This window comes from Cyanobium sp. ATX 6A2 (assembly GCF_024346355.1).
Lineage (GTDB): Bacteria > Cyanobacteriota > Cyanobacteriia > PCC-6307 > Cyanobiaceae > NIES-981.
Genome location: NZ_JAGQCU010000013.1, coordinates 23,637 through 48,206 on the forward strand (window position 1 = coordinate 23,637; position 24,570 = coordinate 48,206).

Sequence of the window (24,570 nt, forward strand, 5' to 3'; positions counted from 1 at the left end):
TGGCTCCATTGACCTCCGATCGCGAGCCATGGCGCCCACGGCCCTCCTGAGCGTGTCCAACAAGGAGGGTCTGGTGCCCCTGGCTGAGGGGCTGCTGGAGGCCGGTTACCACTTGATTTCCAGCGGCGGCACCGCCGAGGCCCTGCTGGCAGCTGGCCTGCCCGTGACCAAAGTGGCCGAGCACACCGGCGCCCCCGAAATTCTCGGCGGCCGGGTGAAGACCCTGCATCCCCGCATTCATGGGGGCATTCTCGCGCGCCGTGCGCAGGCCTCGCACCAGGCTGACCTCATCAGCCAGGGCATCACCCCGATCGATGTGGTGGTGGTGAACCTCTACCCCTTCCGCGAAACGGTGGCCGATCCAGCCGTGGCCTTCGACACGGCCATCGAAACCATCGACATCGGCGGGCCGGCGATGGTGCGGGCGGCGGCCAAGAACCATGCCGATGTGGCGGTGCTCACCAGCCCCGGTCAGTACGACGCCTTTCTGGCCGCCCTGCGGGCGGGGGAAGTGGATGAAGGCCTGCGCCGTGAGCTGGCCCTGGCCGCCTTCGAGCACACCGCCAGCTACGACGCCGCCATCAGTGGCTGGCTGGCTGGCCGCCTGGCCGACCAGCGCGCCACCGAAGCTGAGGGGTCCGGCCCAGCGGCTGAGTCGGCACCCCTGCAGCTCGAGCTGCCGCCGCGCCAGTCTCTGCGTTATGGCGAGAACCCCCACCAGCCGTCCCTGTGGTTCGGCCTGGGGGATGCAGGCTGGGGGGCGGCGCGCCAGATCCAGGGCAAGGAGCTCAGCTACAACAACCTGATCGATCTCGATGCCGCCCTGGCCACGGTGCGCGAGTTCGGCTACGGCAGCGGCGCCCAGCCGGCGGCGGTGGTGGTGAAGCACACCAATCCCTGCGGTGTGGCCGTGGGCAGCGGCTGTGCCAACGCCCTGGAGCGGGCGCTGAATGCCGATCGCCTCTCGGCCTTCGGCGGCATCGTGGCCCTCAACACGCCGGTGGATAGGGCCGCGGCCGAGCAGCTCAGCGGCCTGTTTCTGGAGTGCGTGGTGGCCCCTGGCTTTGATGGACCCGCCCTCGAGCAGTTGGCGGCCAAGGCCAACCTGCGGCTGCTGGACCTCGATGCCGGCGCCATTGCCAGGGCGCCGCGGCGCCAGCTGCGCAGCGTGCTCGGCGGTGTGCTGGTGCAGGACCTCGATGATGGAGCCGTGGACGAGAGCGGCTGGCAGGTGGTGAGTGAGCGCCAGCCGGAGATCGAGACATTCGACGATCTGCGTTTTGCCTGGAAGCTGGTGCGCCACGTGCGCTCCAACGCCATCGTGGTGGCCCACCAGGGCCAGAGTCTGGGCATCGGTGCCGGCCAGATGAACCGGGTGGGGTCGGCGCGGCTTGCCCTGGAGGCCGCCGGGCAGGGGGCCCGGGGAGCGGTGCTGGCCAGCGACGGCTTCTTCCCCTTCGACGACACGGTGCGGCTGGCGGCCCGCTATGGCATCCAGGCCGTGATTCAGCCCGGGGGCAGCGTGCGCGATGTCGATTCCATCAGCGCCTGCAACGAACTCGGCCTTGTGATGGTGGTCACGGGCCGGCGTCACTTCCTGCACTGAGCGGTTGTAGCTTCAGCCACGCGCACCACCACGGCCCCGACCCATGAGCGAGTCGCTCGCCTTCACCCTCAACTTTCTGCACCCCCTGACCATGTGGGGACTGCTCGCCCTGGCTGGCTACAGCGCATTTCTGGGCATCAAGGCCAAGAAGACACGCACCGCCGATGCCGAGACGCGCAAGCAGCTGATCAAGGGGCAGTTCGCCAAACGCCACTTCCAGCTCGGCAGCATCCTTCTGGCCCTCCTGGTGCTGGGCTGTTTCGGTGGCATGGGGGTGACCTACCTCAACAACGGCAAACTGTTCGTGGGTCCCCACCTGCTGGTGGGCATCGCCATGGTCTGCCTGATCGCCTTGGCCGTGTCGCTCACGCCCCTGATGCAGCAGGGCAATCTGATCGCCCGCAAGGCCCATGTGGGACTGAACATGGCGATGGTCACCCTGTTTCTGTGGCAGGCCCTGAGCGGGATGCAGATCCTCAACAAGATCTGGGAGAACCGCCCCGTTTAATCGGCCGGTTTGATCGCTCCGGTGTGATCGGCTGAGGTCAGAACTGGGCGCGGCGCCGGGGCGGGCACTCCAGCCCATGGCTGGCGTGGAAGTCCTCCTGCACCTTCCAGGTGAGCTTCCGTGAGATCTGGCGCACGATCTGGCGCAGCAGGTGCTCTCCACTGCTCTGCACCAGCCCGTCGGGCAGCAGGGTGATCACGGCCGGCAGGCGGATCCACACACTCAGGTCGAGGTCCCAGCGCACCAGGGTGAGCCCCTCGCCGCCGGGATCAAGTTGCAGGGAGGCGTTGAACTCCACGTCGTAGAGGCCGTCGAGACGGTTGGCACCGGGTTCCACGCGCCCACTGGCCTCAGGGGGCACCGTGATGATCCGGTAGACACCCTCGCTCTGGGGCAGCAGTTCGAGGGCGATGGTGGGCTCCACCTCGAAGCCGAAGTTGCCGAAGCGCCCCAGGGTGAGGCGGTAGCCATTGCGGCCCAGGGGCGCCACCGGCATCGGCGCCGCGCAGCGCTGGAACCAGCCCTCGTGGCAGTCGAGATAGGCGGCCACGGCTGCGGCCTCGGCCCGCATCTCCATCAGGTCGGCGAAGGTGCTGGCGTAGCGCCGCACCTTGGGGTCGTCGCCGTCGCGCAGGCGGTTGGCTGGGGCCTGGAGGCCGCCTGCACCCCCTTCGGCGCTCGGCTCTTGGTCGCCGAGCGCGCCGCTGTTGAGGGCGCCGGCGGGGCTGGGGAGCAGCGGAGGCGAAGACAGCAAGGGCTCGAACACTGGGTGATATGAATCAATGTAAAGCGGCCGTCGCCCTGCGGCCTGCAGCGCCTGCGACAGCGCGCCGCCCTCAATCCTCGCTGAGCTCGATCAGGCGCTCGATCACCGCCTCCACGATCCGGTCGGGGGTGGAGGCACCGGAGGTGATGCCCACCCGGATCGTTCCGGCCGGCAGGAACAGCTCCTCCAGCTCCCGGTCACTGCCCAGGGGTTTGTGGGTGATGCGGTTGCCGGGGCTGATGCGCTCCGGGGTGTCGATGTGGAAGGAGCGGATGCCGCGGCTGACGGCAATTTCCTGGAGGTGGGTGGTGTTGGAGGAGTTGTAGCCGCCGATCACCACCATCAGGTCCAGGGGTTCGTCCACCAGCGCGAACATCGCGTCCTGGCGCTCCTGGGTGGCGTCGCAGATGGTGTTGAAGGCCAGGAAATGGTCGTTGAGCTCGGCCGGGCCGTAGCGCTGCAGCATCGTGCGCTCGAACAGCTTGCCGATCTCCTCGGTTTCGCTCTTGAGCATGGTGGTCTGGTTGGCCACCCCCACCCGCACCAGATCGCGGTCGGGATCGAAGCCCGGCGAGCAGGCACTGGCGAAACGGGCCATGAACATCTCTCGGGTGCCCTTGCCGAGGATGTAGTCGCTCACCAGCTGGGCTTCGGGCAGGTCGAGCACCACCAGGTAGGTGCCGGCGAAGCTGCTGGTGGCCAGGGTTTCCTCGTGCTTCACCTTGCCGTGGATGATCGAGGTGAAGGCTTGCTTCTTGTGCTTCTCCACGGTGTTCCACACCTTGGAGACCCATGGACAGGTGGTGTCCACGATGTGGCAGCCGCGTTCGTTGAGCAGCTGCATCTCCTGCACGGTGGCACCGAAGGCCGGCAGGATCACCACGTCGCCGCTGGCCACGTCGGAGAAGTCCTTCACGCCGCCATCCACGCGAATGAACTGCACGTTCATGTCACGCAGGTGGTCGTTCACCGACGGGTTGTGAATGATCTCGTTGGTGATCCAGATCCGCTCACTGGGGTAGTGGCGGCGGGTCTCATAGGCCATGGCCACCGCCCGCTCCACACCCCAGCAGAAACCAAAGGCCTCCGCCAGCCGCACCGTGAGCCGGCCCCGCTGCAGCTCGTAGCCATTGGTGCGCAGGCTGGCCACCAGATCGCTCTGGTAGGCCGTCTGCAGGCTGCCGGCCACCTCGTCCCCGAGGCCGAAGCCGCGGCGGTTGTAACGGTCGGAGTGATGCAGGGAACGCTTGAAAGCCCGGGTATCCACAGTCGCCGCCGCTTGGGGGAGCCAAACTCTATGGGTGTTGCCCCTGTTCCTGGCGATCCGCCCCCGGGTCGCGGGGGTCCACGGCGGCCAGCCCCAGCCAGTCCACAGCGCCGCGCTCGAAGCGGTACATGCACGGCAGCACCTCCACTCCCGCTGCCAGGGCGGCACGGAACAGATCGCCGTAGCGCGGGTCGGCCCCATCTCCGGGGGCGAACCGGCGCACATCCCCCCGGCTCAGGCAGGGCACCAGCACCGCGCGGGCCTCGGGCAGCAGGGCCGTGAGTTCCAGCAGGTGCTTCTGGCCCCGCTCGGTCACCGTGTCGGGGAACAGGGCCAGGTCCCCGCGGGTCCAGGTGGTGTTCTTCACCTCCACATAGATCGGACGGGGATCGGCGGCCCCCTCGGCCGGGCTGAGCAGCAGATCGATCCTGCTGCGCCGGCCCTGGCCGTAGGGCACCTCCGCCCGGATCGTCCCGATCGGCCCCAGCCAGGGCTCGAGGCACCCGGCCTCGATCGTGGCTCGCACCAGCCGGTTGGGCAGCGCTGTGTTGATGCCCACCCAGATGGGGATCCCGCCTGAGCCGATCACCTCGGCCTGCTCCCAGGTCCAGGCCAGCTTGCGGGCCGGTGAGGGGGCGTGGCGCAGGAGCACACGGCCGCCGGGGCGCAGCACCCCGCTCATCGGCCCGGTGTTGGGGCAGTGAGCCGTGACCACGGTGCCCACCGGCTCCCCGCCGGGCCCCGGCTCCAGGAGCTCCACATCGGCGAGAAAGCGCTTGTAGCGCTTCACCAGTACGCCCTCCACCAGCGGGCCCGGGTTGAGGATCGGCTGCGTCATCGGCTGGGGCCGCAGGGGGGCGGCCGCCATACTGCCGCTCAGCTCCGCGGGCCCCGGGCTCGCCCCACCGGCCCCGCCGGCCCCGCCATGGCCCCCTCGCTGCGTCGCATCGCCCTGATCGTGGCCGTGGCCACCGCCCTCAGCAAGGTGGCCGGTCTGGTGCGTCAGCAGGTGATCGCCGCCGCCTTCGGGGTGGGCGCGGCCTACGACGCTTACAACTACGCCTATGTGCTGCCGGGCTTTCTGCTGATCCTGCTGGGCGGCATCAACGGCCCCTTCCACAGCGCCATGGTGAGCGTGCTGGCGCGGCGCCCGCGCCAGGAGGGCGCCCACGTACTGGCGGCGATCAACACCCTTGTGGGGGCCGGTTTGATCCTGGTCACCCTGCTGCTGCTGGTGGCCGCCGATCCCCTGATCAGCCTGGTGGGACCGGGACTCGAGCCCGAGGTGCATGCCATCGCTGTGGTGCAGTTGCGCTGGATGGCCCCGATGGCCCTGTTCGCCGGCCTGATCGGCCTGGGGTTTGGGGCCCTCAACGCCGCCGACGTGTTCTGGCTGCCCTCGGTGAGTCCGATGCTCTCCAGCCTGTCGGTGATCGTGGGTCTGGCTCTGCTCTGGTGGCAGCTGGGTTCGGAGATCGCCCTGCCCCAGCAGGCCTTGCTGGGGGGTGTGGTGTTGGCGGGCACCACCACCGTGGGGGCGGTGTTGCAGTGGCTGATCCAGCTGCCTGAGCTGATGCGCCGCGGCCTGCAACAGTTCCGGCTGGTGTGGGACTGGAGCGATCCCGGGGTGCGGGAGGTGCTGCAGGTGATGGGCCCGGCCACCCTGTCCTCGGGGATGCTGCAGATCAATGTGTTCGTGTCCCTGTTCTTCGCCTCCGGGATCCCGGCGGCGGCGGCCGGTCTGGGCTACGCCAACCTGCTGGTGCAGACCCCGCTGGGGCTGATCTCCAACGCCCTGCTGGTGCCGTTGCTGCCCCTCTACGCCCGGCTCACGGCTCCCGAGGACCGGCCCCAGCTGATCCAGCGGGTCCGCCAGGGGCTGATGCTCTCCAACGCCTCGATGCTGCCCCTGGGGGCGCTGATGGTGGCCCTGGCCGTGCCCATCGTGGCGCTGATCTACGAGCGTGGCGCCTTCGACGAGAGCGCCGCCACCCTGGTGGGTCAGCTGCTGATGGCCTACGGAATCGGCATGCCGGCCTACCTGGCCCGCGACGTGCTGGTGCGCGTGTTCTATGCCCTGGGGGATGGCGTCACGCCGTTCCGCTGGTCGCTGGCGGGCATCGGCCTCAACGCTATCTTCTGCTGGACGTTCGTGGGCGGGCCCACGCCCTGGACCCCCCAGGTGCTGCCGGCGCTCTACTTCGGTGCCGCCGGGCTGGTGCTGGCCACCGTGGCCGTGAATCTGATCACCACCGCCGGCCTGCTGCTGGCCCTGAGTCAGCGCCTGGGCGGACTGCCACTGCGGGCCTGGGGGCGGGACACGCTGAAGCTGCTGCTGGCGGCGGTGCTGGCGGCCGGGATCGGCTGGATCCTGGCCAGCGTCGTGGGCTGGCCGCCGGGCCTCTGGGGACGGCTCCTGCAGACCGGACTCAGCAGTGGTGTGGGGTTGCTGGTGTACGGCACTGTCGCCGGTGCCGCCGGGGTGCCCGAGGCCAGGGATGTGATCGCCCTGGTGACACGCCGGCTGCCCCGGCTGCGCCGTTCCTGATCAGCCGCGCCACTGTCCTGAGCAGAGCTGACCGGAGCAGAACGGTCAGGAGCAGAACGGCTCGAGGACGTCCTCCAGATCGCGCAGCTGGCCTGCGGGAATCAACCGTGCCATTGGCAGGCGCGTGCTGCCACCGCCGATCGGCACCTGCACCGCCTCCAGGGCCTGGCGGGCGCAGACGCTGCTGCCCTGGTCGAGGCGCGCGGCACACTCGATCGCCAGCTCCTGGGCCAGGCCGGCATCTCCCAGATACAGATGCCAGCCGGCCACCTGCAGGTAGAGGCGATCGGCCAGGGAGTCGCGCAGCGCGTTGAGTTCAGTGGCGGAGAGGGTCATGTTTCAGGGTCGCGGGCAGGCCGCAGGGCGATCGCAACACTGGCGTGCAGCAGCAGGGCCAGCAGCCAGCCCAGGGTGAGCCAGTTCAGGTGGCTCCAGGGCTGGCGCAGTTCCTGCACCACCCACAGGCCGCTGTTGATGGCGGCGAACAGGGCGGCGTGCACGGTGAGGTTCACGACCCGCTCGAAGTGCCGGTAGGTGGCATCGGAGGGATCAGCCGGGCCGTACCAGCGGATCGGCATGGGGCGCTGCGCTGTGGAACTGTTCCCGATCATGGCCCGGGTCATGCCCCCTGCCGCGGCCGGCGCCGGGCGGCAGTTGACGGAAGGGCACCCTGTGGGCTGAGAATGCTCAAACGCCAGCCGGCTAGGCTGACCATGTGCGCTTGTAGCTCAGCGGATTAGAGCATCTGACTACGGATCAGAGGGTCGGGAGTTCGAATCTCTCCAGGCGCGTTTGTTTCCTGCTCCGGTTCGCCGGAGCTTTTTTATTGGCACCTCGGGATCGGCGGCCTGGCCGTCCCTGGAACAGGGGCTTCCCTTTCTTACGATTCACTCAACCCTCTCTGGCGCACCGATGGCCGACAACGCCGCGATCAACCAATCCCTGGCGGCCGGCGATCCCGCCATCGCGGAGCTGATCGGCAAGGAGCTGGAGCGTCAGCAAACCCACCTGGAGCTGATCGCCTCCGAAAACTTCGCCTCCCGCGCCGTGATGGAGGCCCAGGGCTCGGTGCTCACCAACAAATACGCCGAGGGGCTGCCGTCGAAGCGCTACTACGGCGGCTGCGAGCACGTGGACGCGATCGAGGAGCTGGCGATCGAGCGGGCCAAGCAGCTCTTTGGCGCGGCCTGGGCCAACGTGCAGCCCCACAGCGGCGCCCAGGCCAACTTCGCCGTGTTCCTGGCCCTGCTGCAGCCCGGCGACACGATCCTGGGCATGGACCTCAGCCACGGCGGCCACCTCACCCACGGCTCGCCCGTGAACGTGAGCGGCAAGTGGTTCAAGGCCGTGCACTACGGCGTCGATCCCGACACCCAGCAGCTCAATTTCGAGTCGATCCGCCAGCTGGCCCTCGAGCACCGGCCGAAGCTGATCGTGTGTGGCTATTCCGCCTACCCCCGCACGATTGATTTCCAGGCCTTCCGCGCCATCGCCGATGAGGTGGGCGCCTATCTGCTGGCCGACATGGCCCACATCGCCGGGCTGGTGGCCGCAGGCGTGCATCCCAGCCCGGTGCCGGTGTGCGACGTGGTCACCACCACCACCCACAAGACCCTGCGTGGCCCCCGCGGTGGCCTGATCCTCTGCCGCGACGCGGACTTCGCCAAGCAGTTCGACAAGGCCGTCTTCCCCGGCAGCCAGGGCGGCCCGCTCGAGCACGTGATCGCCGCCAAGGCGGTGGCCTTCGGCGAGGCGCTGCAACCCAGCTTCAAGGCCTACAGCCAGCAGGTGGTGGCCAACGCCCAGGCCCTGGCGGAGCGCATCCAGGAGCGCGGCATCGCCGTGGTGAGCGGCGGCACCGACAACCACATCGTGCTGCTGGATCTGCGCAGCATCGGCATGACCGGCAAGGTGGCCGACCTGCTGGTGAGCGATGTGCACATCACCGCCAACAAGAACACCGTGCCCTTCGATCCCCAGTCGCCGTTCGTGACCAGCGGCCTGCGCCTGGGCACCGCCGCCTGCACCACCCGCGGCTTTGATCAGGCCGCCTTCCGTGAGGTGGCCGATGTGATCGCCGATCGCCTGCTCCATCCCGACGACGCCGTCGTTGAGCAGCGCTGCCGCGATCGGGTGGCCGCCTTGTGTGAGCGCTTCCCGCTTTACACCGTCGAGCGTCAGCTGCAGCCGGCCTGAGCTGCGGGCCTGAGCGTTTCCTTGGCTACCCGTAGGGTGGCGGCCCCAGGCCTTCTCCATCCCACCGGCCCGTTGCCGTGACCCTTGCCTACAGCCCCAACGCGGCCGCTCTGCTGACCTTTGGGGTGGCTGCGGCCCTGACGGCGCTGGTGGTCCCCCGGGTGCGGCAATTTGGCCTGCTCTGGGGTCTGACCGACCAGCCCGATGCCCGCAAGCAGCACACCCGGCCGATGGTGCGGCTCGGAGGTGTGGGAATCATGATCGGCTTCAGCCTGGCCCTCACCCTCACCTGGCTGCTGGGGGGGTTCGCCGAGCTCGAGCCCAGCAAGGACCTGCTGATCTGGACCACCCTGGCAGGCTGCCTGTGCTTCTTTGTGATCGGCCTGGCGGACGACCTGTTCGCCCTGCCGCCACTGCCGCGGTTGGCGGCCCAGCTGGCGGTGTCGCTGGTGGTGTGGGGTGAGGGGGTGCGCATCGGCAGCATCGAGATCCCCTCGGGCTGGGCCGGTCAGTCGAGCACCCTTGTGCAGCTCCCCGACTGGCTGAGTCTGCTGGCCACGGTGATCTGGCTGGTGGGCATCACCAATGCGATCAACTGGCTCGATGGCCTCGACGGCCTGGCCGCCGGCGTGAGCGGCATCGCCGCCGTGGGTCTGCTGTCGGTGAGCTTCAGCCTGCATCAGCCCGCCGCCGGGCTGCTGGCCGCGGCCCTGGCCGGCAGCTGCCTGGGCTTCCTGCGCCACAACTTCAACCCCGCCCGCATCTTCATGGGCGATGGCGGTTCCTATTTCCTCGGCTTCGCCCTGGCGGCGATCAGCATCGTGGGCCCCGCCAAGGGACTCACCAGTGTCAGCCTGCTGTTGCCACTGCTGATCCTCTCGCTGCCCCTGGCCGACATGTCGGCGGTGATCATGGGCCGGCTCAGCGAGGGGCACTCCCCCTTCCACCCCGACCGCCGTCACCTCCACCACCGGTTGCTGCGCACCGGTCTCAGCCACCGCCGCACGGTGCTGGTGATCTATGCCTTCACCCAGTGGCTGGCCTCGTTGGCCCTGGTGCTGGTGAACGCGGAGATGCGCTTTCTCTGGCTCGGCCTGGCCACAGCGGTGCTGATCTGGGTGCTGGTGAGCACCCGCCGGATCCTGCAGATTCAGGACGGTCAGGGATGAGCGGGTCGGCCGAGATCCTCTGCATCGGCACCGAGCTGCTGCTGGGCTCCATCACTAACGGCAATGCCCGCTGGCTCGCCGAGCAGCTGGCCACCCTGGGCATTCCCCACCTCCGCCAGCAGGTGGTGGGCGACAACCGCGACCGCCTGATCACCGCGCTGCGGGAGGCGGCGGGGCGCTGCCGGGTGCTGATCACCACCGGTGGACTGGGCCCCACCCCGGACGACCTCACCACCGAGGCGATCGCTGTCGCCTTCGGTGCCACCCTCGAGGAGCGGCCCGAGGCCTGGGCCGCCATCGAGGCCCGGCTGGCCCATCGCGGCCGCCCCGTGACCGCCAGCCTGCGCCGGCAGGCCCTGCTGCCCCCGGACGCGGAGCTGCTTCCCAATCCCACCGGCACGGCCCCCGGCATGATCTGGACTCCCCGGCCAGGGTTCACGGTGCTCACCTTCCCGGGGGTGCCGAGCGAGATGCGGGCGATGTGGCAGGCCACGGCGGCTCCCTGGCTGCGGGCCGCCGGTCTGGCTGAGGGGGTGATCGCCAGCCGCCTGCTGCGCTTCTGGGGCCTGGCGGAATCCGACCTGGTCGAGCGGGTGGCGGATCTGCTGGAGGGCAGCAATCCCACGGTGGCCCCCTATGCGGGGGCGGGGGAGGTGAAGCTGCGCCTCACGGCGCGGGCCGATTCGGACACCACCTCCCGGGCGTTGCTGGAGCCGCTGGAGGCGGAGATCCGGGGCCGCCTGGGCCCGCTGTGCTTTGGCGCTGACGACGACTCCCTGGCCTCGGTGGTGATCGAGCTGCTGCGCCAGCGTGGTGAAACCGTGGCTGTGGCGGAGAGCTGCACCGGTGGCGGCATCGGCGCGGCCCTGACTGCGGTGCCCGGTGCCTCCGATGCCTTCCTGGGCGGTGTGATCGCCTACGCCAACGCCGTCAAGCAGGCGGTGCTGGGGGTGTCGGAAACCTGCCTGGCGGTGCACGGGGCCGTGAGCGACAGCGTGGCCCTGGCGATGGCCACGGGGGTGCGGCGGCTCACCGGCGCCAGCTGGGGCATCGCCGTGACCGGCATCGCCGGCCCTGGCGGCGGCACGGAGGCCAAGCCGGTGGGGCTGGTGCACATCGCCCTGGCGGGCCCCGACGGCAGCAGCAGCGAGGGGGTGCGCTTCAGCGCCAGCCGCGGCCGGCCATGGATTCAGATGCTCACCACGGGCGAGGCTCTCAACCGGCTGCGTCTGAGGCTGCTGGTGGAGTGAGGCCTCCGCCCTAGGGTGACCAACCGCTCCCCTGCTGTCCCGTGAGCGCCGGCACCCTCTACGACAAGGTCTGGGATCTGCACCGGGTCGCCGACCTGCCCGGTGGATCCACCCAGCTGTTCATCGGCCTGCACCTGATCCATGAGGTCACCAGTCCCCAGGCCTTCGCGGCCCTCCGGGATCTGGGACTCACGGTGCGCCACCCCGAGCGCACCGTGGCCACGGTGGATCACATCGTGCCCACCACCTCCCAGGCGCGGCCCTTCGCCGATCCCCTCGCCGAGGAGATGCTGGCCACCCTTGAGGCCAACTGCAGCGCGCACGGCATCACCCTGCATGGCCTCGGCAGCGGCCGCCAGGGGATCGTGCACGTGATCGCCCCCGAGCTGGGCCTCACCCAACCCGGCATGACCGTCGCTTGCGGCGACTCCCACACCTCCACCCATGGGGCGTTCGGGGCGATTGCCTTCGGCATCGGCACCAGCCAGGTGCGCGACGTGCTGTCCAGCCAGAGCCTGGCCATGGGCAAGCTCAAGGTGCGGCGCATCTGGGTGGATGGCCGCCTGCAGCGCGGCGTGTTCGCCAAAGATCTGGTGCTGCACATCATCCGCACCCTGGGGGTGAAGGGCGGGGTGGGTTACGCCTATGAGTTCGCCGGTCCCGCCATCGAGGCCCTGTCGATGGAGGAGCGCATGACCCTCTGCAACATGGCGATCGAGGGCGGAGCCCGCTGCGGCTACGTGAATCCCGATGCCACCACCTTCGCCTATCTGCAGGGCCGGCCCCACGCCCCCAGCGGTGAGGCCTGGGAGCGGGCCGTGGCCTGGTGGAGCCACCTGGCCAGCGGCCCGGATGCGGTGTTCGACCACGAGGTGCGCTTCGACGCCGCCGCCATTGCCCCCACCATCACCTGGGGGATCACCCCCGGCCAGGGCATCGGTGTGGACGAAACCGTGCCCACCCTGGAGCAGACCGCCCCCGAGGAGCGGCCGCTGGCCCAGGAGGCTTACCGCTACATGGATCTGCAGCCCGGCAGCCCGATCGCCGGCACGCCGGTGGATGTGTGCTTCATCGGCAGCTGCACCAACGGCCGCCTCAGTGACCTGCAGGCCGCCGCCGCGGTGGCGAAAGGGCGGCAGGTGGCCGCCGGGATCAAGGCCTTTGTGGTGCCCGGCAGCGAGCAGGTGGCCGCGGCGGCCGAGGCCGAAGGGCTCGATGCGGTGTTCACGGCAGCCGGCTTCGAGTGGCGCGAACCCGGCTGCTCGATGTGCCTGGCCATGAACCCCGATCGCCTCGAGGGCCGCCAGGTGAGCGCCAGCTCCTCCAACCGCAACTTCAAGGGCCGCCAGGGCTCTGCCAGCGGCCGCACGCTGCTGATGAGCCCGGCCATGGTGGCCGCCGCCGCCATCACCGGCTGCGTCACCGACGTGCGTGAGCTGCTTGCTGCCTGAGTTCAACGGCTGAGCCGCAGTCTTCGCCTGCCGACCTCCCTCCCCGTCTCTCGCCATGTCGACCCGCCCTGCCCGCGCACTTCCCTCCGGCCCGATCCGCCAGCACCGCGGCCGCGGCGTTGCCGTGGTGGGCACCGACATCGACACCGACCGGATCATCCCGGCCCGCTTCCTCAAGTGCGTCACCTTCGACGACCTGGCCCGTGGCGCCTTCGCCGACGACCGCACGGAGCTGGGCGGCGCCCATCCCTTTGATCGCAGCGTGCATCAGGAGGCCTCGGTGCTGGTGGTGAACAGCAACTTCGGCTGCGGCTCCAGCCGCGAGCACGCCCCCCAGGCGCTGATGCGCTGGGGCATCCGCGCCCTGATCGGCGAGAGCTACGCCGAGATCTTCTTCGGCAACTGCCTGGCCATGGGCATCCCCTGCCTCAGCGCCGAGCCAGCCACCGTGCGGGCCCTGCAGGAGGCGATCGCCGCCGACCCCGGCGCCGAGCTTCTGCTGGATCTGGAGGCCCTGGAGGTGGAGCTGGAGAGTGAATTCGTGGGCGCCAATCGCTGGCCGGTGCACCTCGATCCCGGCCCCCATCAGATGCTGGTGAGCGGCCAGTGGGACGCCACCTCCCAGCTCGTGGCCCATGACGCCGAGCTCACGGCCACCGCGACGGCCCTGCCCTACCTCAACGGCTTTCGCTGAGGGCTGGACCGGCGGCGGGATCCGGGCGGGGCACGAAGGGCGTGCCGTTGCCGCTGAAGCTGAAGTCGTTGAGCTTCACGCGCACGCCAGCGATGCCGTTGTAGGGGCTGTAAAAGATGCCGAGCTCGTAGGAGCGCTGCAGCAGTTTCAGCTCCACATAGGAGTTGCTCACATCGCCGCTGAACCGGGAGCGCCCATCGATGTTCACCGTGGCCCCTCCCTCCAGCACGAGGGGACCATAGAGCTGCTGGGCGGCACGGAAGCTCACGGTGCGGAGATCCACGGCCCGGTCGAAGCCGAACGGACTCAGACCATCCCGCAGCGTGCCCCCCACCAGCACCGCCAGCTGGGTGTAGTCGAACCAGGGGTCCCGCAACCGCCCCAGGGTCAGAGCCGGACCTCCGTAGAGCGTGAGCGTGTTCTGCCGGGCTCCGTCCCCATAGACCGCGCCCGTGCCCACCAGTCCGAAATCCAGGGCCAGCCCGGGCCTGATCGGCACGGCGGAGTAGCGCAGGGCCGGCAGCTCCCGGCGTTCCGGATCCAGCGGTGCCTCCCAGAGCTGCAGGGAACTGCTCAGGCTGGCGTTCAGACGCGTGCGCCACTGCGTGTCGAGGGTGTCGGTGTTGAACAGCTCCGCCCGGTAGCTGCCGCCGATGGCGCTCCAGTTCACCTGCAGTGGGGCCAGGTAGGGCGTTGGCCGGCTGCTCTCGTCGGCGACCTTGTCCTGGTGGTTGACCGTGAGACGGCCCTGCAGCTGGGCCCCATAGGAGGTGATCAGGGTCTGTCGCCCCAGGCTGCCGTTGAAGATCCGCTCGCGGTAGCTGCCGAAGCCCCCCACCTCCGCCGTGTCGTGGCCCGGCAGGCGGATCGGGGTGCTGAGGGAGGCCTTGCTGCGGGTCCCGGCTCTGAAATTGTCGGGATTGAGGGTGGAGAGGTCGGCCAGGGCCCGCAGGCGAAAGCGGTCGATCGGCACGTCGAGCACCCCCACCAGGCCGAACACGTCCCACAGGCGGATGTCCTGGTTCACCCGGGAACCGGCCAGGTTGCCGCCGGGTCTGGTGTAGCTGTTGGTGCGGCCCTCGAAGGCGCGCTGGAGCATCAGTTGGGGCTGGAGGTCCAGCCGGCCCTTCTGCCCAAGCCGCAGGGTGGGTAGGTTGTAGCCCAGGTAGAGGCCATCGCGATCGCGGCGATCGCCGTTGATGGCCAGTTGCTGGCCCTCCTCGCCGATGGTGGTGTTGTTGATCCCCCGCAACGCCAGCCGGTTGCTCAGCAGGATCCGGGTGCGCTGGGCGCGGATGCGGGTCACGCCGTTCGCCTCGATCAGCGCCTCCACCCCGGTGCCGATCAGCCAGGAGCGGGCCGGCGTGAACGGGTCGTTGGTGAAGGCGATCTCCTTGGCACTCCAGCGGTTGCCGCTGACGCGCACGCTGGAGGCCTGGAAGCGCAGCCGGTTGAGGCGGCCCGACTCCCGGCGCGGCCGTCGCAGCACGCTGGGGCCTGTGGGGCTGCCGCTGGCGCTGTCTGGATCGTCGTCCTCGCTTACGGCGAACAGATCGAAGCGGATCGCGGTGTCCAGGCTCTGGTGGAAGCGCACGTCGCTCACGCGCTGGTTGATGGGGGCGCTGTCCGCCGCCCCCCCCTCGTCAGGCAACGGGCCTTCCGTGTCTTCATCCCCCGCAGCGGGGGGCGGGCTGAGGGCCGCCTCGGTGAGCAGCTCCCGCAAAGCGCGGGGCCTGGCGCCGGCGTCAGCCCCGGGGCAGCCGGCGGGGGGCGGCAGGGTGGGCAGGGGCAGCCGCCCCGGGGGAAGCAGTTCCAGCACCGGCCGCCGGGTGGGATCACTCACCAGCTCTGGGCAGGCGAACGGGGGCTTGGGGCTCGCCTCCTGGCTGGTCTCGGTGGTCTGCTCCGAGGCGATCTGCTGCTCCAGCCGCTCCTGGTCGATGACCCCGTAGACGTCCTCGAGTTCGCCGCTGCCCTCCAGTTCGCTGTAGCGCAGCCGGCCGGCCTGAAGGGTCTGATCACCCCGGCTCAGGCGGATCCGCCCAGTGGCATAGACGCTGCGGGTCGACTCCAGCACCTCCACCCGGTCGGCCAGCAGCAACCAGCCATCGAAGCGGGCCTGCACATTGCCCTCGGCGATCAGCTTGCCCAGTTGCCCGTCCACGCTCTGGCGATCGGCGGACACCAGCAGAAAGCGCTCACGGGCTGCCGGCTCCGGCTCGGGCTCCGGCCTCTCTGCGGAGCTGTCAGCGCTCAGCTGGCTGCCTGGGTCCTGGGCGTCATCTGGGCGCGGCCCGGCGACGGCGCGGTTCGGGACCAGCTGAGGCGTGGTGGCCAGCCCCATGGCGATGGAAGCCACCACGAGCACCAGCCTGCTGCCGGGGATGGGGCTCATCGCTGCTGGACGGACGCACCAGCGGGGACCTTATGGCAGCAGGCAGCTGCTCGCCGGAGCGGTGGCCAGGACCAGGAGCGGCCGCCGGCGCGGCGAGTGAGGCCAACGGTGCGACTCAGGACGGCGGTGCGACTCAGGACGGCGGCGGACCAGAGGTTCAGGGAGCTTCGGGGACCCTGACGTCGCAGTGCTCGAGATCTCAGTCCTCGAGATCCTTGCGGCTGGGGGTACGGCTGGGGTCGCTCGCCAGAAAGCCGAACACGAAGATCCCGATGAAGAAGAAAACAACCGAGTAAACCGAGATCTTGAGAGCCAGCATGGTTCGCCCTTGCGCGCGGGTGGGTGTCAGGGAGTGATCAGCCGCACGACGGGCTGAGTTGGCCCTGCCACGGCGGCATCATCCTATGGGACGTATCCGGCCATCCAACGATGCCTGCGGCCCCAGCAGACGGGCAGTCTCACCAATTTGAAACGTTTGCCGTGGCTCCTGGTGCTGCGCCGCCGCCCGTGGGCGGCCGGCTCGAGCTGCAGCCCCTGTGGCGCCGTGCCGATCCCGATGGCCATGCTGTCGTGGCCCTGGAGCATCCCTGGGGGGCTCGCCACCGTCCCGACTGGCGGGCTCGCGGCCTGGTGATCTGGCCCCGCGGCGGCCAGTGGTGCCGCCTGCGGCTCCGCCTTGCCTGCCCGCCGGCCTGGCTGGCGCTGCAGCGCCAGCCGCGCCCGCAGCTGCAGGCCCGGCTGGCGCTGCGCTGGTGGGCCGAGTGCATGGAGTTGTACGTGGATGGGGCGCCGGTGCACAGCGGCGATCTCTTCGACACCAGCTGTCGCTGGCGGCTGCCCGAGGACTGGTGGCAGGGCCGGCCGCTGCAGCTGGAGCTGCGCCTGCGCAGTCCCCGGCACGACGACGGCGCCCTGATCCACAGCCGGTTGGAGCTCGAACCCCTCCAGGCCGCCGATCCCCTGGGGGTGCTGGACCCCCAGCGTCAGCATCTGCGCGACCTGCGCCGCCGGGCCGGGCTGGCCGAGCAGCCCCAGGCCGGTGCCGGCTTCCACGTGCTTGGCCACGCCCATCTCGATCTCGCCTGGCTGTGGCCGGTGGCCGACACCTGGCAGGCGGCGGAGCGCACCTTCGCCTCGGCCCTCGACCTGATGGAGCGCTTCGAGACGCTGCACTTCGCCCACTCCACCCCCGCCCTCTACGCCTGGCTGGAGCAGCACCGCCCAGCGCTCTGGAGCCGGCTGCGGCGGGCCGTGGTTGCCGGTCGCTTCGAGCCCATCAATGGCCCCTGGGTGGAGAGCGACTGCGTGCTGATCAGCACCGCCTCGCTGCTGCGCCAGTTCCAGCTGGGCCAGCGCGACAGTCGGGAGCGCTTTCCCGGTCTTGAGCATCGGCTGGCCTGGCTGCCCGACAGCTTCGGCTTCGCTGCCGGACTGCCGGCGGTGGCTGCGGCCACCGGTGTGCGCTGGTTCTGCACCCACAAGCTGTTCTGGAACGCCAGCAATCCCTTCCCCCATCGCCTGTTTCGCTGGCGCGCCCGCTGCGGCGCCGAGCAGCTGGCGCTGATGACGGCACCGATCGGCACGGATGGCGACCCGCTGACGATGGAGCGCCAGCGGCTGGAGTGGCAGCAGGCCACGGGGCTCGGGGAGCTGCTCTGGCTGCCGGGGGTGGGCGACCACGGCGGTGGCCCCACGGCCGAGATGCTCGAGCAGCTGGAGCTCTGGAACCAGCAGCCCGAGGCGGCACCCCAGCGTCACGGCAGCCTGCGGGCCTATCTGGCCGGCCTCGAGCCCCACGCCCCCCGCTTGCCCGTGTGGCGCGATGAGCTCTACCTGGAGCTGCACCGCGGCTGCGCCACCACCCGGCCTGATCAGAAACGCCACAACCGCAGCCTTGAGCGGCTGCTGCGGCAGGCAGAGCTGGCGGGGGTGCTGGCGGGGATGCCCCCCGGGGCGCCCGTGGGGCTGCGGTCGAAGCCCGACTGGCGGCCCCTGCTGTTCCAGCAGTTCCACGACATCCTTCCCGGCACGGCCATTCCGGAGGTGTTCGAGCAGGCCGAGCCCCAGTGGCGGGCCGCCCGCCGCAGCGCCCGGAGGCTGCGGGATCAGGCCCTCGCTACCTGGCTTGCCGGGTTGGACGAGCGGGCTGACCCCGGTCTCGCTGACCCTGGCCCCGCCGCCGCTGCGGGTCAGCTCTGGTGGGCGGTGCAACTGCAGCCCCTCGCCGGCCCCCGTCCGATCCTTCGCCTGCCCCCCGGCCGCTGGCTGTCCGGCCAGACGCCCCTGCCCAGCCAGCCCGCGCCGGAGGGGGGGGCCTGGGTGCAGCTGCCGGCGCTGGGCGGAGTCTCGGCCGAGCCCGTCTGGCGACAGCCCGGTTCCAGTGCCCACGGCGCCATGCCGGCGGTTGAGCGCGCGCAGGCGTTGCCCCGGGGTGCGGTGTGGGTGGACGGCCGCCGCGCTGGCAACGGCGCGATCAGCGTGGAGCTGGGGGCCTCTGGCATCGAGCAGCTCCGCGATGGCCAGGGCCGACCCCTGCTGGCGGCAGCGCTGGCCTGGTGCCGCTACGTCGATCGGGGTGAGTTCTGGGATGCCTGGGATATCGCCGCGAACTACCGCAGTCGCCCGCTGCCCTGGCGCTGGCAGGGCGAGCCCCAGTGGCGCGAGCGGGGCCCGCTCTGCGCCAGCTTTGTGTGGCGGGGCAGCTGCGGTGCCAGCCGGGTGCGCCTGGATGGGCGGCTGCTGGCCGACAGCCCCTGGCTGGAGCTGGTGCTGAGCATCGACTGGCGCCAGCGCCACGAGTTGCTGCGCCTCGAGGTGCCCCTGGCGGAGCGGGCCGATCGCTGGGCGTCCGACACCTCCGGAGGGGTGCTGGAGCGTCCCGCCGAACCGCTCACGGCGCGGGAGCGGGCGCGCTGGGAAGTGGCGGCGATCAGCTGGATGGCCTCCTGCGGGGCCGGCGGAGACCTGGCCGTGCTGCTGGATGGACCGCAGGGGGTGTCGGCCCGGGGCGATCGGCTGGGGGTGTCGCTGCTGCGCGCCCCCACCTGGCCGGATCCCGGCGCCGACAATGGCTGGCAACGCCTGCGCCTGGCCCTGCTGCCCTGCGCCCCCGGCTGGCGCGCCGCGGCAGTGCCGGAGCAGGCCCTGGCCTTCCGCGAACCCCCGCTGCTGTACCGCGGCGGCCAGGCCACTCCCGAAGCGGGCGCCGTCGCTGCCCGGGTGGCCCTGCCGGCGCTGCCGCCCGGGGTGCAGCTGATGGGCCTCAGAACCCTGGAGCCAGAAGGGGCGGTCATCAGCCTGCTCAACACCTCGCCCTGCCGTCTGGCGGTGAACCTGGGCTGCGGCTGGCGGATCGAGGCGCGTCTCGACGGTATGGACGAGTCGCTGGCGGCGAAGGGTGGGCCGCTGGCGGCGAAGGAGGAGCAGCGAGCGTGGGCGGATCAGCGGCCGTCAACCCTGCTGCTGAAACCCTGGGAACTGGGTTTCTGGCGGATTGCCCCGGCTGATGAGCTGCTGCTGATCAGTCGTCGTGGTCGTCGAAGGGGTCGCTGAGGGCCTTGGAGGGCGGTCCGAAGGCCTGATACACGCCAAAGCCCGTGAGGCTCAGCAGCACGGCCAGCACGGCGAGGGCAACGGAGAGGGCCGGTGAACTGGTGCTGGTGGGGTCCATGGCTGGCTGGTTGGTTGTGGGCGGGGTCGGGCGGGTCGGGGCTGCGGGGACGGGGCTGCGGGCACGGTGCAGCCAACCTCCACGCCCATGGGCGCTGATGACCCGTACAGTAGGCACAGCCATTTACAGCGTGAGAGGCCGATCCATTCCATGGCGCAACGCACCCGTCTCGGTGATATCCTCCGCCCCCTCAATTCCGAGTACGGCAAGGTCGTTCCCGGCTGGGGCACCACCCCCGTGATGGGAGTGGCCATGCTGCTCTTCCTGGTGTTCCTGTTGGTGATCCTGCAGCTCTACAACCAGTCCCTGCTGCTCGAGGGGATCAACGTCAACTGGGACGGCGCCAGCTGAGGCTCGCCCCAACTCCTCTGCCGCCATGAACATTTTCGGTATCGGCCTTCCCGAGATGGCGGTGATTGCCGGCATTGCCCTGCTGGTGTTCGGCCCCAAGCGCCTGCCCGAGATGGGCCGCAGCCTCGGCCGCACCCTCAAGGGTTTTCAGACTGCGTCCACGGAATTTGAGCAGGAATTCCGCTCCGCCCTCTCCACCCCTGAGGCCAGCGCAGCGTCGCAGCCTGCCGCGGTGCCACCTGCCACCGCTGTGCAGCCGGCCCCTATGCCGCCGGCTGCTGTACCTCTTACCCCTGCCCTGTCGGAGGGCTCCGAAGCGCCCACCGCCGACCCCGCCACTGCTGACGGCGTCCCACCGCCCGCCTGATTGCTGTGCACGGTCTGCAAGCCTCCTGCGCAGCGGACGACACCGCCGCAGCTGAGCTGCGACTGGTTGTGGGTCTCGGCAATCCGGGGTCGCGCTACCGCGACACCCGCCACAACGTGGGCTTCATGGTGCTGGAGAGGCTGGCCTGCGAAGCGGCTGTTTCCTTCCGCCAGCAGGCGAAGTTTCAGGGTCTGCTGGCGGAGGTGGGCCTGGGATCGCAGCGTCTGCGGCTGCTGATGCCCCACACCTACATGAATGACAGCGGTCGCTCGATCCGCGCCGCTCTCGACTGGTTTTCCCTGCAGCCGGCCCAGCTGCTGGTGGTGGTGGACGATATGGACCTGCCGCTGGGGCGGCTGCGCCTGCGGGCCCGTGGCAGTGCCGGCGGCCACAATGGTCTGCGCAGTGCCATCGCTCACCTCGGCACCGAGGCCTTTCCGCGCTTGCGCATCGGCATCGGCGCCCCGGCCGACACGCCCGCCGAACGGCGGGCGCGCACCGTGGGCCACGTGCTCGGCCGCTTTGCCCCCCAGGAGCAACCGCTGCTGGAGGATGTGCTCACTGAGGTGACAGCCGGCATCAGCCTGATCCAGCGCCTGGGACTGGAGCGGGCCGGTAACCGTTTGAACGGTTTCCGGGCCCAGGCTGCGTCAGCCTGAATCCATGGCTCGCCTCCCCGCCACCACCGCCCAGCTGCGGGTGCTGCATCAGAGCTTCAGCAACCGGGTGCTGGAGGGAGAGGTGAGCGCCGGAGGCTTTCGCTGGACCTTCTGCTGGGCCTTCGATCGCGGCGAGCTGAGTGTGGAGCCATCCCTGGGCCGTGCCCTGATCCAGGACGCCCTGCTGCGCTTCCTGCTGCGGGCCGATTACCAGCTTGAGCCCGGCGGCGATTACGCCTTCACGGTGAGGGCCCGGTTCTGAGCGCCGGCAACCGTCGCCACACCGTCAGCTCCTGCCGCTCCAGCCGCTCCCCCAGATGGCGCTCCAGCAGCAGCTGGGCCACCACGTCATCGATGTCGCGCGGTGGCAGCCGCAGGCCTGCCGGCAGCCAGCGGCGCCAGTGCCAGCGTCCATTGAGATCCCAGTAGCGCTGTCGCGCCCGCAGGGTGGTGCCGCGTTCGTCCACCAGCTCAACCTGCAGCCCGAGTGCCCCCAGCCGCCGCTGCCAGTCGCCGCTGCCGGTGCCGTTGCCGAGCACCACACTGGCCAGGCCCTGCCGCCGCCAGTGGGCGATCAGTGCCTGGGCCTCCTCTGGAACCAGGATCGCCGCCTCCAACAGGGTGAGACTGCCGCCATCCGCCAGCACCAGGCCGCATTTGCTGCGGCCGGGATCCACCGCCGCCAGCCAGGCGTTGGCTGTCACGGGCGTGTTCGCCGGGGAGATCGCACCTGCTGCCGCCCCAGGCGCAGCTCCACGCTGATCGGATCCGGCGTGTCCGCATCGCTCAGGGCCACGGACTGCACCGGCAGCACCTGGCCGGCAGGCTGTTCGCTGATCGTGCGGATCAGGGTGCTGAAGGCGGTGGGGTCGACCTGCAGCCCATCGACCATCGTGCCCTGGCGCTGCGCCCGGGCATAGGACTCCGCCAGCAGCAGATTGAGTCGCCGGGCCAGCAGCTCGGGATTGCGCAGATCACCTTCGATCGTGGTGCGGGCCAGGACCTCGCCGGCGCTGACCACACGGCGATTGGGGCGCAGGTCGGGGACGACCAGCACCTGCTGCTCGCCACGCAGCACGTTGGCCGCCGAGCGGATGCTCACCACCCAGCTGCCCGGCCGCTGCAGCATCTCCTCAAGACGGTTGATGTCGGCGGTGGGCACCAGCAGGATCTGGCGTTCCGGTGGCTCGCCGGGGCGTACGCGGCGAAAGGCGATCAGGTTGGCCTGCTGCAGCAGGGCGTCGATCACCTCCCGTGCCTGCTGCGGACGCTCCAGCTTCACCTTGGCGCTGGACAGCAGTTCGCCGCTGGTGAGCACCACGTCACCCCGGCGCAGGGCGATGAGCTTGTCCTCCAGTTCCTCCAGCTCGCTGCTGCCGGCGTCGATGCGCTGGCGCAGTTCGGCCAGCTCGCTCTCCCGTCGACTGAGCTCGGCATCCCGTCCGGCCACGTCGCGGCTGAGTCGCTCCCGTTCCCCCAGCAGCCGGCCGCGTTCGGCCTGCAGTCGGTCGCGCTCCCCCTCCAGCCGCGCCTGCTCCGCGCGCAACGGGGCCAGTTCATTGCGCAGGGTCGCGGCCCGCTCCTCGGCCTGGGTGAGCTCGCGCTCCACCCGTTGCTGGCCCAGCTGGGCGCGGGCCACCTCCGCCTGACTGGCCTGCAGTTCGCCGCGGCTCTCCTCCAGCTGCTCGCGGCTGGTGCGCAGCCGCTCCTCGATGCGATCCAGTTCGAACAGCCCGCGCCGCAGCCGCTCACTCACCAGCAGCATCAGCCCCAGGGACACGGCGCTGATCAGGCTGCCGGTGAGCACCGTGATCACCACGGCGGTGTTGCGCGGTCGCAGCCCGAAGAGGCTCAGCCGTGCCTTGCCCACACGGCTGCCGAGGCGGTCGCCGAGGGTGGCCAGCACACCCCCGAGCACCAGCAGCGCCAGGATCAGCAGCCAGCCCGACACAGCGACGCTCGAATCTCTTCAGTATCTCCCGGCCCGATCTCCCGCTCCAGGCCCCGTCCGCGCGATTCGATCCTGCGCCGCTGGGCCATACCGGTCTGCAGCGGCGAGTGGCGGCCGCTCAGCTGAAACGTTTGGCCAGGGCGATCGGGTCGAACACGGTGATCTTCTTGCGGTCGATCTGCAGCAGACCCTCCTGGCGCAGATCGCCCAGCAGCCGGGTGATGGTGACGCGGGTGGAGCCGATCGCCTCGGCAATGGCCTGGTGGGAGAGCCGCAGATCGATCGTGATCCCCTCGCTGCCAGGCAGACCGAAGTCGCGACAGAGCACCAGCAGAAAACTCACCAGCCGCGAGCTCATGTCGCGGTGGGTGAGGGTTTCGATCATGGTTTCCGTCTGCAGGATCCGCGAGGAGAGGCCCTGCAGCAGCAGAAGGCCCACGCTGGCATCGAGCTCGATCGCCTTGCGCAGGGAGGTGGCCGGGGCCGTGATCAGCTCCACCCGCGTGAAGGCGATGGCGTGATAAAAGCGGTCGGAACGCTGACCGGTGAGCAGCGACAGCACCCCGAACAGGCTGTTCTCGCGCAGCAGGGCCACGGTGATCTCTTCGCCGCTCTCGTAGACGCGGGAGAGCCTGACGGCACCCCGTCGCAACAGGTAGACGCGCTCGGCGGGATCGCCGGGGAAAAAGATCGTCTTGCCGCGCTCAACGGTTTCGCTGCTGCTGCCGCTCAGACCCCGCATCACCTCGAGCAGGGTGGTGCTGTCCTGAACTCCGCTACCGATCGTGGTCACGGCGCCCGGGGTCCCGGTGGTGGGGGTGCTGGCGGTTCGGCTGAAGCCGCGGGTGGCGCCGACCATGGACCAGGCATGGGTGAGTCGGAACCCTAAAGATCGGACCGGAGGTCACTTGTAACAACGCGCACCAAACGCAGCTCCCGCCCTGGTGAGCCGCCCCCCGGGGCGAGGTGGCCGAGCGGTGATACGTCTGTTCTCCACCACAGGTGGTGTGCGGCCGTTGTGATCGGCTCCGAAGCCGCTACATTCAGCTCCGCGCCCGCCTGCTCCATGACCGCCAGCCTTCCCGCCGGCCTCGGCGCCCGATCCGCTGGCCCGGCCTGCGGTGCGCCACCGCTGGGCCTGAGAGCTGTGGCTGCAACCAGTGCCAGTCGGCCGCGGCAGCCGGACGCGCCGGCGCCGCCCCCCCCAACTCCGCTGCGCCTGCTGGCCCAGCCTGAAGGCCTGTTGCAGGTCCACACCGCCCCCTATCGCGGCAGTTTCTCGGCCGTGCTCAGCCAGGCCATCCGCTCGGCCGGCCTCGGCAGTCAGGTGCTGGTGTGCCAGTTCCTCAAGGGCGGGGTGAATCAGGGCACCGCGGCCAGCCCCAGCCTTTGTGGCCGCCTGCGCTGGCTGCGGCCAGCCGTTGAAGCCTGCCTTGCCGAACCGGCCAGCGAGCACGATCCGCTCGTGCGCCAGGCGGTGCAGGAGGTGTGGGAGTTCAGCCGCGATCAGCTGCTCGCAGCGGCTGTCGATCTGATGGTGCTCGATGAGCTGGGGCTGGCGATCGAGCTGGGGTTCCTGGCGGCAGAGGAGGTGCTGGCCGTGCTCGAGCAGCGGCCGGCGCCGATGGATGTCATCCTCACCGGGCCGCCCATGGCGCCGGAGCTGATGGCCCTAGCCGATCAGGTCACCCAACTGCGCCGCGGCTTCTGAGACCGCCCCTC

At 70.2% G+C, this 24,570-nt stretch carries 25 protein-coding genes and 1 tRNA gene; 15 read left to right on the plus strand and 11 right to left on the minus strand.

All coding sequences use genetic code 11. From position 1 onward, the window contains the following. Positions 1-28 precede the first annotated feature (28 nt). Both purH and KBY96_RS11670 read left to right on the plus strand, forming a co-directional pair. Positions 29-1,606: a bifunctional phosphoribosylaminoimidazolecarboxamide formyltransferase/IMP cyclohydrolase gene (purH, locus tag KBY96_RS11665; RefSeq protein WP_254979574.1), complete on the plus strand. Its 1,578-nt coding sequence runs from the start codon at positions 29-31 to the stop codon at positions 1,604-1,606. Between the two features lie 43 nt (positions 1,607-1,649). Next, positions 1,650-2,114, plus strand: coding sequence for a DUF4079 domain-containing protein (locus tag KBY96_RS11670; protein WP_254979575.1), 465 nt, complete (start codon positions 1,650-1,652; stop codon positions 2,112-2,114). 37 nt (positions 2,115-2,151) lie between these two features. On the opposite strand, the gene KBY96_RS11675 is transcribed toward KBY96_RS11670, so the two are convergent. The 3 genes from KBY96_RS11675 to sfsA form a co-directional block, all read right to left on the minus strand. After that, the gene (locus KBY96_RS11675) at positions 2,152-2,748 is read right to left on the minus strand and encodes a DUF1997 domain-containing protein (RefSeq protein ID WP_254979641.1); all 597 of its coding nucleotides are present in this window, start codon (positions 2,746-2,748) and stop codon (positions 2,152-2,154) included. 202 nt (positions 2,749-2,950) lie between these two features. Next, positions 2,951-4,147: a 4-hydroxy-3-methylbut-2-enyl diphosphate reductase gene (locus tag KBY96_RS11680; protein WP_254979576.1), complete on the minus strand. Its 1,197-nt coding sequence runs from the start codon at positions 4,145-4,147 to the stop codon at positions 2,951-2,953. 28 nt (positions 4,148-4,175) lie between these two features. Continuing rightward, a complete protein-coding gene (gene sfsA / locus KBY96_RS11685) occupies positions 4,176-5,015 on the minus strand; it encodes a DNA/RNA nuclease SfsA (protein WP_254979577.1) in 840 nt (279 codons plus the stop codon). Between the two features lie 57 nt (positions 5,016-5,072). Between sfsA and murJ the strand changes: the two genes are divergently transcribed. Beyond that, positions 5,073-6,695 carry a murein biosynthesis integral membrane protein MurJ gene (murJ, locus tag KBY96_RS11690; RefSeq protein ID WP_254979582.1) on the plus strand — a complete coding sequence of 541 codons (1,623 nt, stop codon included), beginning with the start codon at positions 5,073-5,075 and terminating at the stop codon, positions 6,693-6,695. Between the two features lie 45 nt (positions 6,696-6,740). Here murJ and KBY96_RS11695 read toward each other — a convergent pair whose 3' ends face one another. Continuing rightward, positions 6,741-7,031, minus strand: a complete 291-nt coding sequence (locus tag KBY96_RS11695) for a DUF3181 family protein (RefSeq protein ID WP_254979584.1) — start codon at positions 7,029-7,031, stop codon at positions 6,741-6,743. Next, a complete protein-coding gene (locus tag KBY96_RS11700; RefSeq protein ID WP_254979585.1) occupies positions 7,028-7,273 on the minus strand; it encodes a 2TM domain-containing protein in 246 nt (81 codons plus the stop codon). Before KBY96_RS11700 ends, KBY96_RS11695 begins: the two co-directional genes overlap by 4 nt. 139 nt (positions 7,274-7,412) lie before the next feature. On the opposite strand from KBY96_RS11700, the gene KBY96_RS11705 reads away from it, so the two are divergent. The 6 genes from KBY96_RS11705 (at position 7,413) to KBY96_RS11730 (ending at position 13,455) form a co-directional block, all read left to right on the plus strand. Continuing rightward, a tRNA-Arg gene (locus KBY96_RS11705) sits at positions 7,413-7,486 on the plus strand. Between the two features lie 121 nt (positions 7,487-7,607). After that, a complete protein-coding gene (glyA, locus tag KBY96_RS11710; protein ID WP_254979586.1) occupies positions 7,608-8,891 on the plus strand; it encodes a serine hydroxymethyltransferase in 1,284 nt (427 codons plus the stop codon). A gap of 77 nt (positions 8,892-8,968) precedes the next feature. Further along, entirely contained in the window at positions 8,969-10,060 is a 1,092-nt protein-coding gene (locus KBY96_RS11715) for an MraY family glycosyltransferase (protein ID WP_254979587.1), read from the plus strand. Continuing rightward, entirely contained in the window at positions 10,057-11,310 is a 1,254-nt protein-coding gene (locus KBY96_RS11720; RefSeq protein WP_254979588.1) for a competence/damage-inducible protein A, read from the plus strand. The genes KBY96_RS11715 and KBY96_RS11720 overlap by 4 nt, the downstream gene beginning before the upstream one ends. A gap of 41 nt (positions 11,311-11,351) precedes the next feature. Continuing rightward, positions 11,352-12,761, plus strand: a complete 1,410-nt coding sequence (gene leuC / locus KBY96_RS11725; protein ID WP_254979589.1) for a 3-isopropylmalate dehydratase large subunit — start codon at positions 11,352-11,354, stop codon at positions 12,759-12,761. 55 nt (positions 12,762-12,816) lie between these two features. Further along, entirely contained in the window at positions 12,817-13,455 is a 639-nt protein-coding gene (locus tag KBY96_RS11730) for a 3-isopropylmalate dehydratase small subunit (protein ID WP_254979590.1), read from the plus strand. Here the strand turns inward: KBY96_RS11730 and KBY96_RS11735 are convergent. Together KBY96_RS11735 and KBY96_RS11740 are read right to left on the minus strand one after the other, a co-directional pair. Further along, entirely contained in the window at positions 13,439-15,850 is a 2,412-nt protein-coding gene (locus tag KBY96_RS11735) for a DUF3769 domain-containing protein (RefSeq protein WP_254979591.1), read from the minus strand. The genes KBY96_RS11730 and KBY96_RS11735 overlap by 17 nt on opposite strands. 199 nt (positions 15,851-16,049) lie before the next feature. After that, complete coding sequence (locus KBY96_RS11740; RefSeq protein ID WP_006172424.1) at positions 16,050-16,169, minus strand: photosystem II reaction center protein I; 120 nt, start codon at positions 16,167-16,169, stop codon at positions 16,050-16,052. 188 nt (positions 16,170-16,357) lie between these two features. Here KBY96_RS11740 and KBY96_RS11745 point away from each other — a divergent pair, with 188 nt between their 5' ends. Further along, positions 16,358-19,402, plus strand: a complete 3,045-nt coding sequence (locus KBY96_RS11745; protein ID WP_254979592.1) for a glycoside hydrolase family 38 C-terminal domain-containing protein — start codon at positions 16,358-16,360, stop codon at positions 19,400-19,402. Here KBY96_RS11745 and psbN read toward each other — a convergent pair. After that, the gene (gene psbN, locus KBY96_RS11750) at positions 19,371-19,520 is read right to left on the minus strand and encodes a photosystem II reaction center protein PsbN (protein WP_254979593.1); all 150 of its coding nucleotides are present in this window, start codon (positions 19,518-19,520) and stop codon (positions 19,371-19,373) included. The genes KBY96_RS11745 and psbN overlap by 32 nt on opposite strands. 150 nt (positions 19,521-19,670) lie before the next feature. Here psbN and psbH point away from each other — a divergent pair, with 150 nt between their 5' ends. The 4 genes from psbH to KBY96_RS11770 are packed head-to-tail and all read left to right on the plus strand — an operon-like array spanning position 19,671 to position 21,159. Next, positions 19,671-19,871, plus strand: coding sequence for a photosystem II reaction center phosphoprotein PsbH (gene psbH, locus KBY96_RS11755; RefSeq protein ID WP_254979594.1), 201 nt, complete (start codon positions 19,671-19,673; stop codon positions 19,869-19,871). A 25-nt stretch (positions 19,872-19,896) separates the two neighbouring features. Further along, positions 19,897-20,238, plus strand: a complete 342-nt coding sequence (locus tag KBY96_RS11760) for a TatA/E family twin arginine-targeting protein translocase (protein ID WP_254979595.1) — start codon at positions 19,897-19,899, stop codon at positions 20,236-20,238. A 56-nt stretch (positions 20,239-20,294) separates the two neighbouring features. Continuing rightward, positions 20,295-20,897, plus strand: coding sequence for an aminoacyl-tRNA hydrolase (gene pth / locus KBY96_RS11765; RefSeq protein WP_254979642.1), 603 nt, complete (start codon positions 20,295-20,297; stop codon positions 20,895-20,897). Between the two features lie 4 nt (positions 20,898-20,901). Further along, complete coding sequence (locus KBY96_RS11770) at positions 20,902-21,159, plus strand: DUF3146 family protein (protein WP_254979596.1); 258 nt, start codon at positions 20,902-20,904, stop codon at positions 21,157-21,159. Here the strand turns inward: KBY96_RS11770 and KBY96_RS11775 are convergent. From KBY96_RS11775 to ntcA, 3 genes are all read right to left on the minus strand, one after another. Continuing rightward, entirely contained in the window at positions 21,137-21,601 is a 465-nt protein-coding gene (locus tag KBY96_RS11775; RefSeq protein ID WP_254979597.1) for a resolvase, read from the minus strand. The genes KBY96_RS11770 and KBY96_RS11775 overlap by 23 nt on opposite strands. Next, positions 21,598-22,848, minus strand: coding sequence for a DUF3084 domain-containing protein (locus KBY96_RS11780; protein ID WP_254979598.1), 1,251 nt, complete (start codon positions 22,846-22,848; stop codon positions 21,598-21,600). The genes KBY96_RS11775 and KBY96_RS11780 overlap by 4 nt, the downstream gene beginning before the upstream one ends. 118 nt (positions 22,849-22,966) lie before the next feature. After that, positions 22,967-23,707, minus strand: a complete 741-nt coding sequence (gene ntcA / locus KBY96_RS11785) for a global nitrogen regulator NtcA (protein WP_254979600.1) — start codon at positions 23,705-23,707, stop codon at positions 22,967-22,969. A gap of 207 nt (positions 23,708-23,914) precedes the next feature. On the opposite strand from ntcA, the gene KBY96_RS11790 reads away from it, so the two are divergent. Beyond that, entirely contained in the window at positions 23,915-24,559 is a 645-nt protein-coding gene (locus KBY96_RS11790) for a cob(I)yrinic acid a,c-diamide adenosyltransferase (RefSeq protein WP_254979601.1), read from the plus strand. Positions 24,560-24,570: the final 11 nt, after the last annotated feature.